An 18,255-nucleotide genomic window follows, 5' to 3' on the forward strand; every position below is an offset into this window, starting at 1 on the left:
TTTGCATAGAAATTTATAACCAAAACAATGATGAAAAGTCTGAAATCAATACTCACGATGCTACTCCTTGGCGTGTCTGCGGCGTCCTTCTCACAGAAAGGAGCAACTATGGATTTGTGGCCTAACGAAGCCGCTGTGGCAAGCAGCGACGCCAACGACAAAGCCGAAATTACCGTTTACCTGCCCGATGTCGCAAAGGCCAGTGGCCGCGCTGTGGTGTGCTGTCCAGGAGGCGGCTACAGCCATTTGGCTATGGACCACGAGGGGCATCAGTGGGCCACCTTCTTCAACAACCAAGGCATTGCACTTATCGTTCTGAAGTATCGCATGCCCCACGGTAATCGTATGGTACCCATCTCCGATGCCGAGGAGGCCATCAAGACCGTGCGCCGGCACGCTGCCGAATGGCACATCCACAAGAGCGATATCGGCATCATGGGATTCTCTGCCGGCGGTCATCTCGCCTCTACCATCGCCACTCACGCCACTGGCGACGCTGCGCCCAACTTTCAGATTCTCTTCTATCCAGTTATCACAATGGATCAGGGGTTCACTCATAAGGGATCACACGATAATTTTCTAGGCACTTTCGGCGACGACAAGAAAGACCAGAAGGAGCTGAAGCGGCTAGAGTTCGAGTATAGCAACGAGTTGCAAGTGAACCGTACCACACCCCGTGCTTTCCTTGCCCTGAGTGATGACGATAAGGCCGTGCCCGCTGCCAACGGCCTGAACTACTATCAACAACTATACAAGCACGACGTGCCCGCCTCTCTGCACATCTACCCATCGGGCGGCCACGGATGGGGCTATCGCGAATCATTTCCCTACCACTACAATGTCGTGTTCGAACTGAAGGCCTGGCTCCAGAGTTTCTGAATTCGTTTGCAAACGTACGGTTTTCCACATTCTCCAAATTTCAACCACCGATTCTGCCGATTCTCAGCACGCTGTAGTTTATGGCTACATGGTAATGCCACCCTAGTTTCACACCTAGCGAAAACACGTATTTCACAGCAACGAGTTCGGGACGCCTTAGTAGATAGTCGGGCAGTTCGGCTCCGTCCAAACTCTGACTGGTACGTATAAGTTCCGTGGTCTCTACTTGCTGTGCAGGCGTGTCAGCACGGGCATTCTCACAGGAGGTATACACGACAGCACCATAGAATAGGGTTGCACAAGAATCCAACAATTCTGTTTCTTCATATTAATTTTAATCTGGCAAATAGATGTATCACGTCGCAAAGATAATTTTTTTTAAAACTGCAAAATTTTGGGGCTTAATTATTTAATAATTTGGTGATTCGTCCGATTTTCAGTATCTTTGCACCAAAATTGCGCAATATAAAGAAAAAATGAGTCTGACTCAAATTATAGGAAAACTGTTTGTGCCCCGTCAGCATGCTTTGGAGCGGCATCAGAACGAGGGCGAGGCTTTGCAGAGGACTGTGCTGGAGCGGCTGACACAGAAAGCCAAAGACACGGAATACGGGCGAAACCATGCATTTATGGCCATCAAGGGCTACGACGACTTCAGGGCCCATGTGCCAGTGAATACTTACGAAGAACTGAAGGGCGACATCGACCGTATGCGCCAAGGCGAGACGGATATTTTGTGGCCAGGGCGCGTAAAGTGGTTTGCGAAATCGAGTGGAACAACCAACGACAAGTCTAAATTCATACCCGTAAGCCGTGACGGTTTGCACGATATTCACTATGCCGGAGGGTATGACTCGGTGGCCACCTACCTGAGAAACAACCCAAAATCGCGTCTGTTCGACGGCCGGAGTCTGATTCTCGGAGGCAGTCATGCGCCGAATTACAACCTGAAGGACTCGCTTGTGGGCGATCTCAGCGCTATTCTCATCGAAAACATCAATCCACTGGCCAATTTGGTGCGTGTTCCGAAGAAAAAAACGGCTCTACTTAGCGATTTTGAGGTGAAACGTGAGCGGATAGCCCGCGAGGCCATGACAAAAAACGTCACAAACATATCTGGTGTTCCCTCATGGATGCTCTCCGTACTGACCTGTATGATGGACATCACGGGCAAAAAACATCTTGAAGAGGTTTGGCCGAACATCGAGGTGTTCTTCCACGGCGGAGTGGCTTTTACACCTTACCGCAAACAATACGAGCAGCTCATCACCTCATCCCGCATGCACTATATGGAGACGTACAACGCCAGCGAAGGTTTCTTCGGCATACAAGACGACCCCGCAGATAAGTCGCTGCTGCTGATGCTCGACTATGGCGTATTCTACGAGTTCATACCCATGGACGGGGGCGAAATCGTACCTCTCTGGGGCGTTAAGAAGGGGAAGAACTACGCGATGGTCATCTCGACCTCGTGCGGCCTATGGCGCTACGAGATTGGCGACACGATACAATTCACGTCGACCAACCCCTATAAGTTCATCATCAGCGGGCGTACCAAGCACTTCATCAACGCCTTTGGCGAGGAACTGATTGTCGACAACGCAGAACAGGGCCTGGCCTACGCTTGCGAACAGACGGGCGCCGAGGTACTGGAATATACGGCAGCGCCCGTGTTTATGGACGAGAAAGCCAAGTGCCGCCACCAGTGGCTCATTGAGTTCTCTAAACGCCCTGAGGACATGCAGCAGTTCTCCGACCTGCTCGACCAGAAGTTACAGGAAATCAACAGTGACTACGAGGCTAAGCGCTACAAGGATATCACGCTGCAGCACCTGGAGATTGTCGAGGCGCGTGAAAATCTCTTCAACGACTGGCTGAAATTGCGCGGCAAACTAGGCGGACAGCATAAGGTGCCCCGTCTAAGCAACTCACGCGACACAATAGAACAACTGCTGGCGCTGCAAAAGTAAAGAAAGAGGTAAACAAAGTAAAAAGGTAAAAAAAGGCAAGAAATGAAGCGAATAGTTGATATGATGGTTAACAGGTATAAGGGTAGAAACCTCTTCTTTCCTTTCCAGCTTCTTACCCTTCTATTTTTTGTTGCCTGCGCCCGTATGGGTAATCCCGACGGGGGATGGTTCGACGACGACCCTCCCAAGGTGTTAAGCAGCATGCCTGCCGATAAGTCAGTCAACGTCGACAGCAAGAAGATTACCATCCTATTCGATGAATATATCAAACTTGAAGACGCTACCAACAAGGTTATCGTGTCGCCACCCCAACTTGAAATGCCCGAGATTAAAGCTTCAGGAAAGAAGGTCGTGGTAGAACTTCAAGACTCGCTGATGCCCAATACTACATACACCATTGACTTCAGCGACGCCATCTCTGACAACAATGAGGGCAACCCCATGGGCTCGTTCACCTACAGTTTCTCTACAGGCGAGCAAATCGACACCTTCGAAGTGTCGGGCTACGTGCTCGACGCCAGCAATCTAGAGCCTATCAAGGGAATCGCCGTGGGACTCTATGCCGACCTCGCCGACTCAGCCTTTAAGACCAAGCCCATGCTACGCATCTCGCGCACAGACAGCCGCGGCCATTTCGTGGTGAAAGGCATTGCGCCAGGCATTTATCGCGCCTACGCGCTGAAGGATGCCGATGGAGACTTCCGCTTTACACAGAAGAGTGAAATGATGGCATTCAACCACGACACGTTTGAGACTTCGTCAAGGCCAGATATCCGCATAGACACCGTCTGGCGCGACTCTTTGCATATTGACAACCTTATACGAGTACCCTATACTCACTACCTACCCGACAATATCACATTATTGGCTTTCACCCATACATTGACAGACCGCTATCTGATTAAGACGGAACGCGTAGACGCCGAGAAGTTCTCAATGTATTTCAGCTATGGTCACAAGGATTTGCCTGTCATCAAGGGATTGAACTTCAACGCCACAGATGCCTTCGTGGTTGAGACAGGCGAGAAGCAGGATACGATACACTACTGGTTGCGAGACACCACGCTCATCAATCAGGACACACTCCGTATGGAAGTGAGCTATATGATGACCGACACGCTGGGCAGCCTTGTGAGTCAGACTGACACACTCGACATTTTAGCTAAAACACCATACGAGAAGCGACTGAAGAATCAAGCCAAGGAGCTGGAGCAGTGGCAGAAGGATCAGGAGAAGCGCAAGAAGCGCGGTGAGAACTATGACTCAATCTATCCTGTAAAGCCGCTTGACGTGAAATACGACGCACCCGCATCGATGGACCCTGACGGCATTGTAACGGTTGAGATGCCTGCACCCCTGCTGCGCTGCGACACATCGGCCGTACACCTTTATTCCATGATAGACTCCGTGTGGTACGAATCCACATGTCGCCTGCAACCTATGCCCTACAAACTCCGCAACTTCGAGATTTTGGCCGACTGGCGCCCTGGCATCGAATATAGTCTTGAGGTCGACTCAGCAGCCTTTGAGGATATCTATGGCAACGTGTCCAACCCTCTCAAACAAGGCATCAAGGTGCGTTCGACCGATGAATACAGCAACTTGAAACTCACTATCTCGGGAGTTGAAGACTCGCTGATGGTTGTTCAGCTGCTTAGTTCCTCCGATGCAGTAGTGAAAGAGGCACATGTGGCCGGTCATGTGGCTCAATTTAACTACGTAAGACCTGGCAAGTACTACATCCGCGCTTTTATCGACAATAACGGTAACGGCATCTGGGACACTGGCGACTACGATGCCGATCTTCAGGCTGAGGACGTCTTTTACTATCCTCGCGAGATAGAGTGCAAGGAGAAGTGGGACATCAGCCATTCGTGGAATGTCGCCTCTGTACCTCGTTTCCATCAGAAACCAAGCGCCATCACCAAGCAGAAACCCGATGCCGACAAGAAACTTAAAAACCGCAACGCCCAGCGCGCTCAGCAAATGGGCATCACATATAATGGAAAAATCAACGTAAAAGAATGATAATAAGGTATGAAGAGAATATTTTTATTTGCGCTGTTCGCTATCCATTGTTCCATATTCACAGCTTCAGCTCAGTGTGGTATAGCCAACACGGCCTTTAAGAGCGGAGAGGAACTTGACTATGACCTCTACTTCAACTGGAAATTCATCTGGATGAAGGTTGGAACGGCGTCGATGGACACGAAAATGGCACGTTTCGAGGGAAAAGATGCATGGAAGTCGTATCTGATTACCCGCGGCAACAACAAGCTCGACAAATACTTCATGATGCGGGATACGCTGCTCTCTTACTGCAATCCCGACCTCTCCCCCCTCTACTACCGCAAGGGAGCCCGCGAAGGCGACCGCTATTATGTAGACGAGATATGGTATAGTTACCCCAACGGCCTCTGTCAGCTAAAAAAACATCGTATCAACCATCATGGAGAGCACACGTGGAAAACCAGCACTTACCGCACCTGCATCTACGACATGATGTCAATCTTCCTCCGTGCACGCAACTTCGATGGTACCAAGATGAAGAAAGGTGAAGTCATCCCCATGCCTATCAGCGATGCGCGCTACCTATCGAACTCATGGCTCGAATACCGTGGAAAAGAGACTTTCAAGATGAACGATTCTAAGGAGAAGTTTCGCTGCATGGTTTTCTCGTTCTATGAGCGCGAAGAGGGTAAAAGCAAGGAGCTTATACGGTTCTATATCACAGACGATCAGAACCACATTCCCGTACGACTCGACATGTTCCTCTCCTTTGGAAGTGCCAAGGCCTATCTGAAGAGCTACAAGGGAGTGCGCAGTCCTATGACTTCAAAGGTTAAATAACGATGTCGATACTTACCCGAAAATATCCGTTCTCCGAAGATATACACTGGCTGAGAGACAGTGCAATATCCAGCACCATCGTATTCCTTATCCTTTATCTGCTACAGCCTTTCGGCTTTGCTATGTATCCAGGTAACAAATTGCTGGCGGCGCTGATATTCGGGCTAATTACTTTCTGCTGCACAGCTGTTTATACTGGTGTGGTATTAAGATTCCTATATCGTCACATCAAGCCTTGGCGCATTTGGCATGAGGGAGTAGCCATCTTAGGCATGATTGTGTTTATTGCCATCTGTAACTTTCTCTTCGCTTCCTATCAGGCCAACATCAACGAATTCCTTCTTTTCCTATATTGGGCTCTCATCATTGGTGCCATCATCACCGTTTTCTCTGTGTTTCTAGAATATAATCGGCACCTGAGAAACCAGATGGAGACACTCCTCAGCAATACGGCAGAAGAGCAGAAAAATGTCGTAATAACTATCAGCGACAGCAACGTGAGAGGAAACGACCTGACGCTACCGCTTAATAATCTGCTGTACATAGAAGCTCAGAAGAACAATGTGATGGTAAGCTATCTATGCGAGGGCAAGGTGACCAGCAAGGAGGTTCACTCCACGCTAACTGCTGTTCTCGACGAGTTGAAGGATTATGAGAATGTCTTCCAGTGCCATCGCTCATTTGTGGTAAATCTGAATAATATCACGTCAGCACGAGGTAACTCTAACGGCTATCAGCTTATACTGAAAGGAAGCCAGTACATCATACCCGTTTCACGCTCTTTTGTACCTAAACTCAAGTCTTTTATTGCTTAGTCAGTCGTCCTGAATTCTAGTCATTCAGCTTTCGGAATAGTTTTTCATCAGCAGTTCTAGCTGTCCGTCAGCAGAATTTGGTGGCTTCACTTTTCATGCATATATTTGCAGCATGAAACAGCGACTGATTATTTCAATTCTAATGTTGATGGCTACCTGCCATCTGACTGCCCAGACAAGAATCTCGGGTATTGTAAGTGATGGGCGTGAGCCTCTGGCTTGTGCCAATGTGTTTATAATAGGTACGATAGACGGCTGTCTAACCGACTCGCTTGGACGATTCGACTTTACAACGACCAGACAAGGCGAGTTGACTATCAAGGTGACATTTATCGGCTTCGAGAACTATCTGCTGACGACAGACGTAAGCAAGATGAATGACCTGAAGATAATTATGCACGAGCAGGCCACATCAATCAACGAAGTGGTTGTGACTGCTAGTACATTCAATTTCGGCAAAAGCGACAACTTCAAAACAATGGATGCACTCGATGTCGTGATGTCGGGTAATTCATGCGGCGACGTCGTAGCAGCTTTACAAACCCTGCCAGGAACGCAAAAGGTGGGCGAAGATGGTAAGCTATACGTGAGAGGTGGTGAGAGTGAGGAGTGCCAAACTTTTGTTAATGGTATGCACGTGCTCGTACCTTATTCAACGAATGTACAGAACAACGCGGTACGCGGACGTTTCTCACCATTCCTGTTCAAAGGTATCAATTTCTCACTGGGCGGCTACAGTGGTGAATACGGACAAGCCCTGTCTTCAGTGCTTCCAATGGAGACCACAGATATGGCAACAAGCGACAAGATGGGTATAAGCGCATCGCTGGTCGACTGGAACATCGGTGGGACAAAGGCCTTCCAGAATAGCAGTTTAGGCTTTAACGTCGACTATACAAGCATGGGACTCTACGATAAGCTGTTTACTCAGCGCATGGATTTCACGCGTCCCTACCGTAAGCTTTCGGGCGAGGCACAATACAAGAAGGAATTCTCGCAGAATAGCATTTTGAAATCGTATGTGGGTTACGACCTAACTTCGGTAGGACAGCATATAGACAACAGGTCACTCTCGCTCAAAGAACACAATTTCTATGCCAATGTAACATATAAGACCAATATCGGACGAGGATACAGTTTGTTTACAGGTATAGCAAATTCAACGGTACTCAACGATATTGATGACGCTCAAATTGTTGGCGACCACTACCACAATCGCCGTAACGAGATTCATCTGAAAACAGAACTCAGAAAGGTATTTTCACCCGTATTAAAGATGTCGGCAGGAATTGAAGACTACATCCGTAACAGTTCTAAGCGATACGAAGCAAACGAATATAATCTTGACTACAATCTGATGGCTGCTCACATTGACGCACAGGTCCGATTGATGCCTCGTCTGTTCCTGAACCTTTCGACAAGAACTGAGCATGTCAGTTATATTGACAAGCTCCAACTGATGCCTCGCGCAACGCTGAGCTACATACCCAACAAACATTTCCAACTTTCGGCCATGTACGGACGCTATAGCCAGACAGCTCAGGACGACTATATTGCCATCAGCCAGAAACAATTGGAACAGTGTACTGCCAATCATTGCATCGTGAGCATGCAGTACCAAACAGAGAATACAGTACTGAGAATAGAGCCTTACTATAAGAAATACAAGAACCTACCTCTGTACAATACCAACACCTATACCGCTGACGGTTATGGCTCAAGCAAGGGGCTAGATGTGTTTCTTGAAAACAACTCGCTAATTAAGCGTCTCACCACGATACTATCCTACTCCTTCAACGACTCTGAGCGTTACTATCTGGATTATACCAGGCTATGTACACCAGATTACGCCTCTCGTCACAATCTGCGAGTATCTCTCAAATACAACTTTGGCAAGGTCATTTTAGGACTATCCGATTCGTATGCCAGCGGCAGAGAGTTCCCTATGGGCAAGACTCCTCATTATAATAGCGTAGACGCCAACGTGACATTCCTTGTTAGTCCCAAGGTGATTGTATATACTTCACTCAACAACATGCTTGGCCGCACCAATATACATGGCTACGATACACAGGGAAAATCCGTATTAAGCTCGCGCGACCGGTTCTTCTACATCGGAATATTTGTTTCACTTAAAAATAATAAAGCTTATGACATCTCAAATTTTTAAAACTTACGTGTGTGTAATGGTTCTTTTATTGACCGCAGTTGTAAATGTCAATGCTCAGGAGGCAAAGATGGATAATCTCCTGATGCAATCCCTCTCTCGATTGCAGGAACCTTCCCCCCAGAACTATCTGACTAGTATTGCAGAATTGAAGCGTATCGACGCTATGTATCCAGACAGCATTCAACCTAAGTATCAGATGGCACTTCAATCGCTGAATTATTCGGTAATGAACCCTCAGGCAGAACAGACAGAGAATCTGCTGAAAGAAACCGAGCAGACCATCGAGAAGATGAAACATATGGGCAATGCCGACCAATCAGACATTAGTACGCTTACAGGTTATCTATACATGACCCGCATCGTACAGAATCCTACTGTAAACGGCCAGCGTTACTATCTGATGGTGATGCAATGTTACGAAAAGGCCCTGAAGCTGAATCCTGAAAACAAACTGGCTAAGGATTTGCAACAGAAATTCTTTGATGGTATGCAGAAAGCTACCAAACAATAATAAAAAAGAGGCTCACAAGTTTTTCAAGTGAGCCTCTTCTTAATTTTATATTATAATTATCCTACCTGGCTACCTGGCTTTACATCCTTAGTGGTTGTAACCACACTCAGACTCTCGTCGGCATCCACAGCACTCAGAATCATACCCTGGCTCTCGATACCCATCATGGTGCGAGGCGCAAAGTTGGCCACAAAGAGGATACGCTTACCAATCAATTCCTCAGGATTCTCGTAGAAGGCAGCAATACCCGAGCAGATGGTACGATCGGTACCAGAACCATCGTCGATGGTGAACTGCAGGAGTTTCTTACTCTTCTTAACCTTCTGACAATCCTTTACCAAGCCTACACGAATATCAAGCTTCTCGAACTCCTCAAAGCTTACTGTATCCTTGATAGGAGCAGCCTTATAGTTAGCAGCCTCGTTGGCCTTCTTGGTAGCCTCAAGCTTATCGAGCTGCTTCTGGATAACCTCATCCTCAATCTTCTCGAACAGCAGAGATGCCTCGCCCAACTGATGACCAGCCTCCAGGAGGTCGGTGCTACCCAGCTGCTCCCATTCGAAGCTGCTGATGTTCAGCATCTCGCGGAGCTTCTTACTGCTGAATGGCAGGAATGGCTCAAAGGCGATAGCGAGGTTAGCTGTAAGCTGCAAACAGATATTCAGGATAGTCTCGCAACGCTTTGGATCAGTCTTCCAAACCTTCCAAGGCTCACACTCTGTGATATAGCGGTTACCGATACGAGCCAGGTTCATAGCCTCAAACTGAGCATCGCGGAACTTGAACTGCTCCAACAGAGCCTCAACCTTAGCCTTTACATCCTTGAACTCCTCAAGAGCCTGCTTATCTACATCCTGCAACTCTCCACAAGCAGGAACTACACCGTTCCAATACTTCTTGGTGAGCTGGAGAGCACGGTTTACAAAGTTGCCATAAACAGCTACGAGCTCGTTGTTATTACGATCCTGAAAATCCTTCCAAGTAAAGTTGTTATCCTTTGTCTCAGGTGCATTGGCTGTCAGTACATAGCGCAATACATCCTGCTTACCAGGCATATCAACCAGATACTCATGGAGCCATACAGCCCAGTTACGAGAGGTTGAGATCTTATCGTTCTCAAGGTTCAGGAACTCATTGGCAGGAACGTTGTCAGGCATGATATACTTGCCGTGAGCCTTCATCATTACAGGGAAGATGATGCAGTGGAACACGATGTTATCCTTACCGATGAAGTGAACCAGACGAGTATCCTCATCCTGCCACCACTTTTCCCAGTTGCCCCACTTCTCAGGCTCCTTCTCGCAGAGTTCCTTGGTGTTTGATACATAGCCGATAGGCGCATCGAACCAAACATAGAGCACCTTACCCTCAGCATCCTTTACAGGCACAGGGATACCCCAATCCAAGTCGCGAGTCATTGCACGTGGCTGCAGATCCATATCAAGCCAGCTCTTGCACTGTCCATATACGTTTGGACGCCACTCCTTGTGGTCCTCCAGAATCCACTGTTTCAACCAGTCCTGATACTCGTTCAGAGGCAGATACCAGTTCTTGGTCTTCTTCAGTACAGGAGTAGAACCTGAGATTGTTGACTTTGGATTAATAAGTTCAGTAGGACTCAGATCGCGTCCGCACTTCTCACACTGGTCGCCATAGGCACCCTCGTTGTGGCAGTGTGGGCACTCACCAGTTACATAGCGGTCGGCCAGAAACTGCTTAGCCTCCTCGTCGTAAAGCTGCTCAGTAGTCTCCTCAGTCAGCTTGCCCTCGTCGTAGAGTTTCTTAAACCACTCGGCAGCAAACTTATGATGAGTCTCACTAGTAGTACGGCTATAGATATCGAACGAGATACCAAACTCCTCGAACGAATCCTTAATCATCTTATGATAGCGGTCAACCACATCCTGAGGAGTGATACCCTCTTTACGGGCACGAACGGTAATGGGCACACCATGCTCATCACTTCCGCCGATGAACAATACCTCGCGCTTCTTCAGACGAAGATAACGCACATAGATATCAGCAGGTACATATACACCAGCCAGGTGTCCGATATGTACGCCGCCATTAGCGTATGGTAGCGCCGACGTAACGGTCGTACGCCTGAATCTCTTGTTTTCCATTACTTTAAATACGTATTTATTCTAATTTGGGTGCAAAGGTACGAATAAGTGAGCGAAATACCAAATTTATTTGAGTATTTCCAAACTTCTGCTTTTAGAGACGCAACGCGTTGCGTCTGATTTCTAGTATTATATTATTGCTTTTCTTTATATATTTTTGTTTCTTTGCAATATTGGAGGAGATATAATCAAATATCCCATTCCCCAACACAACACAATAGTTTTATATATGAATTTATTGAAAACCACCTGTTTGTGAAAGCAGGTGGTTATTTACTTCGCCAAGAACGCAACGCGTTGCGCAATAATTCGTGCATCCTTTTCGTTATTGTTTTGTTAGAAAAGGCTACTTTTGTAAGAGTGTAACGTAATAAACGGAAAAGTGTGAAAAAACGTATCTCACAGCGCGATATCGCTAAAAACCTTGGAATAAATGTCTCTACGGTTTCTCGGGCGTTAAATGGTCTTGGAGGAGTTAGCAAAACTCTTCGATTAAAAATTAAGCACTTTGCAGAAGAATATAATTATCGACCAAACCCTTTTGCCACGAGTCTTCGATATGACACAACAAAAACAATAGGGATTGTTGTACCCGACATGTCTTTCAGTTATTATGCTCATTTTGTGAAGCGCGTTGAAGATGAAGCCCGTAAAGCTGGATTTATGTGTATCGTGACAGATTCCGATGACAAATATAAAGGCGAGATTGAATGTCTTGAACATCTTGAAAGCATGCATGTGGAAGGTATCATCCTATGCCTTTCACAAGAGACAACAGATTATAGCCATTTGGAACGGATAAAAAAGAACCACATCCCATTAGTGTTGTTCGACAGAGTTGCAGGCTCAAATTTCTCATCAATAACCATCAATGATGAATCGCTGGCGAAACAAGCGACTCTACATTTGATTGATGGTGGTGCCAAACGTATCGCCTTTTTAGGGGGTCCTAATCAGATGCGACAAACTGCCGATCGTAAGCATGGTTATATTGAAGCATTACATGAAAGAGGTATCGCTGTCAGGAAAGAATTAGTAAAGTGCGACTATATCAGTTTTAATGCAGGACTATCCGAAACATTAGAACTGCTCTGTCTGCCAGAACCTCCTGATGCAATCATCGCATCTCATGGTCTTTTGGCAATATCTTCCATTCAGGTTGTCATCAGTAAGGGATTGCATGTTCCAGAAGATGTATCAATTATAGGTTTTATGAGTGATTGGGTTTCTGGGATGTCAACACCACGTATGACATTTGTGAAACAAAATATAAAAGAGATTGGAACCAAAGCGTTCAGACTGCTACTAGATCAGATTAATGGAGATTCTCAAATACAGAATTTAATAGTTAACGCAAGATTGGAGATAAGAGAAAGTACTCGAAAAAGCATTATATAACCTTAAGAAAGGTACCACATCTCACGATGCAGAACCTTTCTTAAATTATGAATATATTCTAGTCATCAAGACCGGAAAGACTTCTGGCTATCCATACATCCATCCTCCCTGCACCACGATGATTCCAAGCATAATAAGGAATAAGTTTCACCGTAACATCTTTAGCAACAAGCTTACCCTCACTAGTTATTGAGGCTTCCTGAGCTTTTGTTGCAATAGCTGTTACATTAAAAGTTTTACCATCACCTTCTGTGTTCTGAATGCCATAGGCAGTCTTCAGTTCAAACTGCGGATGGCGAGCAAGCAAAAGATGGTGAGGATTTATTCCATCATTGTCAGCCCATTCTGCACAATAAACCAATGGTCCGCGCTCCACAGCGATACGCCCCCTGTCATCAGCCACTTTCATATTTGCCATAACCGTTCGTACGGGCATATCGAAGTGAATCCGAATAACATCTCCCTTTTTCCAATTGCGATTGATGACAAAATAACCATTCTGTAATTCACCTTTCATCTTCTGACCATTAACAATAATTTCATAGCCAGAGAGAACATCGTCGCTGAACGAATAAAGATCACTTGGCACAACATGGTTCTGCACCCATCCTGGAATACGAATCATCATATTAAACGCCTTTGCCTTATTCTGAAGCACCTTAATGGCAATATCACCATCCCATGGGTATTCTGTACTCTCCTCGATGGTCACATTCTTGCCATTGACCTGAATTGTCGCGGTATTGGCAGCAAAAAGGTTTATATAGAGATTATTATCACGCACACCATAGACATAACCAGGCATAGAAGGGATAAAACGAGAGAGGTTAGAAGGACAACAAGCACAACCAAACCAAGGCTGACGCGTCATCGTATTGTCTGCATTAAAGCGATAGTGTCCATCGCTTGACAAAGGGTTAGGATAGAAAAACTTTCCTCCATCAACACTCATACCGCTAATAACACCATTATACAAGGTGCGTTCCAAACAGTCTATATATTTAGCGTCACCATGGAGCAGGAACATGCGCTCAAAAAGATATACCATTGAGATGGCAGCACAGGTTTCGTTATAAGCAGTCAGGTTTGGCAATTCATAATCAGCACCAAAGGCCTCACCAGAATGGCGAGCTCCAACTCCACCTGTCAGATAATACTTCCTGCCCACAATATTTTCATAAATCGTATCAATAGCCTTGATATAACTTGAGTCTCCGAGGAGGGCGGCCACATCAGCCATACCGGCATACATATAACCAGCACGTACTGCGTGCCCCCAGGCCTCCGTCTGCTCAACTACGGGCTTATCGCTCTGAGAATAAAGATCCTTACGTCCTGTCTTACCACGATAGTCAAGCAAGAACTTGGCCTCATCAAGATATTTCTTCTCGCCTGTTAGAACATACAGACGGGCGAGTGCCATCTCTGCAATCTGATGACCAGGAACCACACAGGCCTGACCATCAGCAGCACCAACCTCTTTAATCACGCAGTCGGCATAACGCTTGGCAATATTGAGAAATTTTGTACTCCCCGTAGCCTGATAGTGAGCACAAGCCGCATCCACCATATGTCCAAGATTATAAAGCTCGTGGCTTAGGATTTCCTCCACTTCCCAACGCTTTTTACCACTCCACTGGTGCGGATGCTCGGGGTTGATGGTTCGGGCGGTATAGAGATAGCCGTCTGGTTCTTGGGCAGCAGCTACTACGTCAAGCACACTATCAATATAAGCCTTCAGTTTTGCATCCGGGAAAGATTGAAGTACATACGAGGCACCTTCTATAGTCTTATAGACATCAGTATCATCAAACGAAAAACCCATGAATTTCGAAACATCCCATTCCTTTGTCTGCAAACCAGAATGCCCTGGATGCTGCAACGTGTAGGCAGCCATCTCGAAATTCTTATAACGATGTTCACTCTCGCACTTTGAGAATGCTAAAGGAATCGTCACCTCCCTTGCAGCCTTGATACGATCGCCCCAAAAGGTATTTGGTGCAATTTTTACCGAAGTAAAAGGAACTTGGGTATAGGGATACCCGTTTTGCTGAGCCAAAGTCGTACTAGCAAAGAGTGCCAGAAGACTAGTCATAGTCAGAATTCGTTTCATCATAATCTATGTTTATTTGTTGTTAAAGATTCAATTATTACTCTTCTTTTTCAACCATCTGCAAAGGAATGAAAGAATGATATAAGAGGACAAGCCTATGATAATACCATCAGTGATGCTTCCTGTGACAGGCATAAGCAAAATGGTGAGAAAAGCTGGCATAGCCTCTAAAGGATCAGAGAGTTTGATATGGCGTATGATGCCAAAAAGGTAAAGGCCCGCAATAACCATGACGGGTGCGGTAGCGGCTGCAGGAATAGCCAGGAACAACGGAGCCAAAAAGAGACTTGCAACAAAACACAGGGCAACCACGAGGGCAGATACACCCGTACGCCCTCCTTCGGCAAATCCTGTCGCACTTTCAACGTACGCCGTTACTGTGCTACAGCCAAGGCAGGCACCTGCCGATGTGGCCAATGCATCGCTGAGTATGATGTTGCGCAGATGGGGAATACGACCATCCTTGCGGATAATACCTGAACAAGTCATCACACCAACCACAGTACCTAGGGTATCAAAGATGTCAAAGAAAAGCATCGTCAGAACGCAGGCCCAAAAATCTGGCAATAGGAGATAGCTCCACGAAAACTTACAAAAAAGCGGTGCGGGAGAGGGAGGCAGACAGAAAATACCATCTGGTATAGTCGTCTCTCCCACCAAGAGGCCCATAAGGCTGATGATAACAATACTTAATAACAATCCTCCCTTGACATGCATAATCGTAAATGCTCCAGTTACTACAAGTCCGAACAAGAATAGCATTGAAGCAGGAGTCGTCAGTGTATCCAGATGACTAAAGACCGTCCCTTCTGCTAATATACCGCTATTCTTGAATCCTATCATGGCTATGAAAAAACCAATACCTGCAGCGATTGCATATTTCAACGAGGTTGGTACCATCTCAAAAATAATCTGTCGCAGGCTACTCATACAGATAAGAACAAAAAGCAGACCTTCTATAAATACAGCCGTAAGGGCAAACTGCCACGGATAGCCGAGAGAAATACATATTGTCTCAATAAAGAACACATTGAGAGTTAGTCCTGGAGCCTGTCCGAAAGGACGCTTACCGATAAACGCCATGAAGAGTGTACCAACAATAGAGGCAAGGGCAACTGCAGTAAACATCGAATCTACAGGAAATCCCTTGTCGCCTAACGGAGCAAACATATTGGGCAGAAGGGCTAATATGTAGACCATGGTAATAAAGGTTGTCAGCCCAGAAATGATTTCAATCTTCAGGTTGTCTCTTTGAAAAGAGAAGCCCATGAGTGATAATAGTCTTTCTTTCATGCGTTTTGATTGACAGGAATAATAAAGTCAAATTTAGAACCGCCATTATATTCGGTATCAAGCGTGAGCGTACCATTGAGTCGTTCAGCAACCATACGGGCGACAGTAAGACCGAGACCTGTTCCCTGTGCAAAGTTGTCGAGTTTTGAGAAACGTTCGAAAACATACTCCCGCTTATCGGCAGGAATGCCAGGACCTGTGTCGACAACAGAGAAATGGAGTTTTTCCTCTTCCTTGTCTAAATTTAGAGTGATATTTCCCTCTGTGGTAAATTTGACAGCATTATCAAGTAGTTTCGAGAGAACTTGAAGAATCATCTGTGGATAAGTTATGACGGTACAGTCATCAGACACGCTCCAATTACTATCAAACGTCACCCCTGGAGCCACAAATTGACGGACAGCATCTGCTGCCTGTAGCACGATACTGGCTACAACACATTCTTCTGGTGCCTGCAGTTCATTACCACTTTCCATCTCAGAAATCAGGATAAGGTCGTCAAGGATGTTGGTCAGCAACCTTGTATTATCTTGTATGCGCTGACTAAAGTCGAGTCGCTCCTCATCGGAAAGTTCAAAGTCTTTCGTCGTTAAAACCTGTGTAAAGCCATTAATAGAATTAAGAGGCGTTCGTATCTCGTGCGTCATACTCTGCAGAAAAGCTGTCTTCGCTTTCGAGGCAGCCTTGGCATGGTCACGCTCTATGGCAAGCTGTTTGTTCTGTGCCACGACAACGTTTCGCTCACGCTGTAATTGTCGGTTCTTTATTTCCAACCTATGACTCCATCGGTTATTGATAACAAGGAATACCAGCATGGCTGCTATACCTAAGACCATTGCAATACCCGCCGTCGTAAACCGTGAGCGCTGTCGCAGCATCTCATTCTGTTTTTGCTGTTCTGAAATCTCAGCTTCTTTCTGCTGTATCTCATAAATGGCGGTCAACTCTTCCATCTCACTATTCTGAAAGTCGGTAATGGCAGAATCAAGGGCGGCAAACACTGTTCTTGCCACCACCAATGCAGAATCTCTGTGCCCTGCTTTGTCATTAGCCTTGAACTTGCCTGTATAGTGTTTACGAATAGTTTCCAGTGACAGCGTCCCGTTCTTCTTGTCTATCCATCCATCAAGAAGGGCGTAGTTCTTAACCGCTTCTTCATAGCGTTTGGCTTTCATCAGATAGCTTATAGACTTCATTCGCCCATCCGTTGTTTTGGCATAATCTGTGGCCTGATATGCCGTGAACAACCTCTCTGCTTCCTCTAAGTTCCCATGTGATTTTGCAATACCGATCCGGTTATGCAATATCAAGGCCTGCATCTTATCGATCTTGTCTTTCTTAGAGTCAGGCAAATTCTTGAAGATGGTAAGCAACGAATCTGCACGATTCACCCAAAATGCAGCCTTCTTCAACTGCTTTTTCTGAAGATAGTTCTTCGAAATATTGCTCAATCCGATAATGGCGTTTCGCATACAGTGATCAGTACTGTCACCTTCAACAGCCAACATGAACTGAGCGAATGCCTCATCAAAAGTATGGTCAGCCTCAGAACTTTGTTTCAGTTCTATCAGGCAGGTGCCCACAGTCTGCAGGAGCATCGCCTTGAAAAGCGGTTTAGGATTCTTTGTGGAATCAATCTTTTCCAAAGCCTTTGATGCTGTCCGAATAGCCCCTTCGTAATCACTCTTTGAATTCTGACGGTTAGCAAGAAATGAGGCGGCATGGATATAGGATTCAAGATCTTCCTGACTTGGTTTCTTCTCCTCAAGCACTTTCTTCCAATACAACTCTGTATAATACCTCATACCTTTCCGTTCATAGGCATAACCTCTTCTGAAGTTCGCTTTTAGAGACGAGATGGCACCAGCGTTTTCCAAGCTGTCAACAAGGGCTATTACACGATCGTTATCGTTCGTTGCAAGTGTTTCGCTAATCAGGCTATCAGCCCATGCCACAGTATCCGCCTTAGGTGATAAGGAAACATCTTGATGCCTTTGACAAGAAACGAATATTAAAGCCATATACAGCAGTAAGCGACAGATGGTCAAGGCTTTGTTCATTGTTTGCTTCATGCTCCTGAGAATTACCGTCTTTATAAGATTTTAATGTGTGAGGTTGCAAAGATACAATATT

The 18,255-nt window shown here is 46.1% G+C and carries 13 protein-coding genes; 8 read left to right on the plus strand and 5 right to left on the minus strand.

What is annotated here, in order from left to right; translation table 11 throughout:
* Positions 1 to 30 precede the first annotated feature (30 nt).
* Positions 31 to 879, plus strand: coding sequence for an alpha/beta hydrolase (locus T325_RS12005; protein ID WP_036914556.1), 849 nt, complete (start codon positions 31 to 33; stop codon positions 877 to 879).
* Between the two features lie 40 nt (positions 880 to 919).
* Here the strand turns inward: T325_RS12005 and T325_RS12010 are convergent, their stop codons facing one another.
* A complete protein-coding gene (locus T325_RS12010) occupies positions 920 to 1,189 on the minus strand; it encodes a cupin domain-containing protein (protein ID WP_051949881.1) in 270 nt (89 codons plus the stop codon).
* 166 nt (positions 1,190 to 1,355) lie between these two features.
* On the opposite strand from T325_RS12010, the gene T325_RS12015 reads away from it, so the two are divergent.
* The 6 genes from T325_RS12015 to T325_RS12040 all read left to right on the plus strand — a co-directional run bounded on the left by T325_RS12015 (position 1,356) and on the right by T325_RS12040 (position 9,195).
* A complete protein-coding gene (locus tag T325_RS12015) occupies positions 1,356 to 2,849 on the plus strand; it encodes a GH3 auxin-responsive promoter family protein (protein WP_036914357.1) in 1,494 nt (497 codons plus the stop codon).
* A 42-nt stretch (positions 2,850 to 2,891) separates the two neighbouring features.
* Positions 2,892 to 4,877 (plus strand): Ig-like domain-containing protein, encoded by a 1,986-nt coding sequence (locus T325_RS12020; protein WP_081911223.1) that lies wholly within the window; start codon positions 2,892 to 2,894, stop codon positions 4,875 to 4,877.
* A gap of 9 nt (positions 4,878 to 4,886) precedes the next feature.
* On the plus strand, positions 4,887 to 5,699 hold the full coding sequence (locus tag T325_RS12025; protein WP_036914363.1) for a DUF3108 domain-containing protein: 813 nt from the start codon (positions 4,887 to 4,889) through the stop codon (positions 5,697 to 5,699).
* A gap of 2 nt (positions 5,700 to 5,701) precedes the next feature.
* On the plus strand, positions 5,702 to 6,514 hold the full coding sequence (locus T325_RS12030; protein WP_036914366.1) for a LytTR family DNA-binding domain-containing protein: 813 nt from the start codon (positions 5,702 to 5,704) through the stop codon (positions 6,512 to 6,514).
* Between the two features lie 112 nt (positions 6,515 to 6,626).
* On the plus strand, positions 6,627 to 8,684 hold the full coding sequence (locus tag T325_RS12035) for a TonB-dependent receptor (protein WP_081911224.1): 2,058 nt from the start codon (positions 6,627 to 6,629) through the stop codon (positions 8,682 to 8,684).
* Between the two features lie 16 nt (positions 8,685 to 8,700).
* Positions 8,701 to 9,195 (plus strand): hypothetical protein, encoded by a 495-nt coding sequence (locus T325_RS12040; RefSeq protein ID WP_036914368.1) that lies wholly within the window; start codon positions 8,701 to 8,703, stop codon positions 9,193 to 9,195.
* Between the two features lie 56 nt (positions 9,196 to 9,251).
* Here the strand turns inward: T325_RS12040 and metG are convergent, their stop codons facing one another.
* Positions 9,252 to 11,318 carry a methionine--tRNA ligase gene (metG, locus tag T325_RS12045; protein WP_036914371.1) on the minus strand — a complete coding sequence of 689 codons (2,067 nt, stop codon included), beginning with the start codon at positions 11,316 to 11,318 and terminating at the stop codon, positions 9,252 to 9,254.
* Between the two features lie 384 nt (positions 11,319 to 11,702).
* On the opposite strand from metG, the gene T325_RS12050 reads away from it, so the two are divergent.
* Positions 11,703 to 12,716: a LacI family DNA-binding transcriptional regulator gene (locus T325_RS12050; protein ID WP_036914374.1), complete on the plus strand. Its 1,014-nt coding sequence runs from the start codon at positions 11,703 to 11,705 to the stop codon at positions 12,714 to 12,716.
* Between the two features lie 58 nt (positions 12,717 to 12,774).
* Here T325_RS12050 and T325_RS12055 read toward each other — a convergent pair whose 3' ends face one another.
* Genes T325_RS12055 through T325_RS12480 form a run of 3 tightly spaced genes read right to left on the minus strand, consistent with a single transcriptional unit; the run spans position 12,775 to position 18,194 of the window.
* Entirely contained in the window at positions 12,775 to 14,829 is a 2,055-nt protein-coding gene (locus T325_RS12055) for a glycoside hydrolase family 127 protein (RefSeq protein ID WP_036914562.1), read from the minus strand.
* Between the two features lie 30 nt (positions 14,830 to 14,859).
* Positions 14,860 to 16,122, minus strand: a complete 1,263-nt coding sequence (locus T325_RS12060; protein ID WP_036914377.1) for an NCS2 family permease — start codon at positions 16,120 to 16,122, stop codon at positions 14,860 to 14,862.
* A complete protein-coding gene (locus T325_RS12480) occupies positions 16,119 to 18,194 on the minus strand; it encodes a sensor histidine kinase (RefSeq protein ID WP_081911226.1) in 2,076 nt (691 codons plus the stop codon). Before T325_RS12480 ends, T325_RS12060 begins: the two co-directional genes overlap by 4 nt.
* Positions 18,195 to 18,255 lie beyond the last annotated feature (61 nt).

The sequence above is a fragment of the Prevotella sp. FD3004 genome (assembly GCF_000746155.1).
In the GTDB taxonomy this organism is placed as follows: Bacteria; Bacteroidota; Bacteroidia; order Bacteroidales; family Bacteroidaceae; genus Prevotella.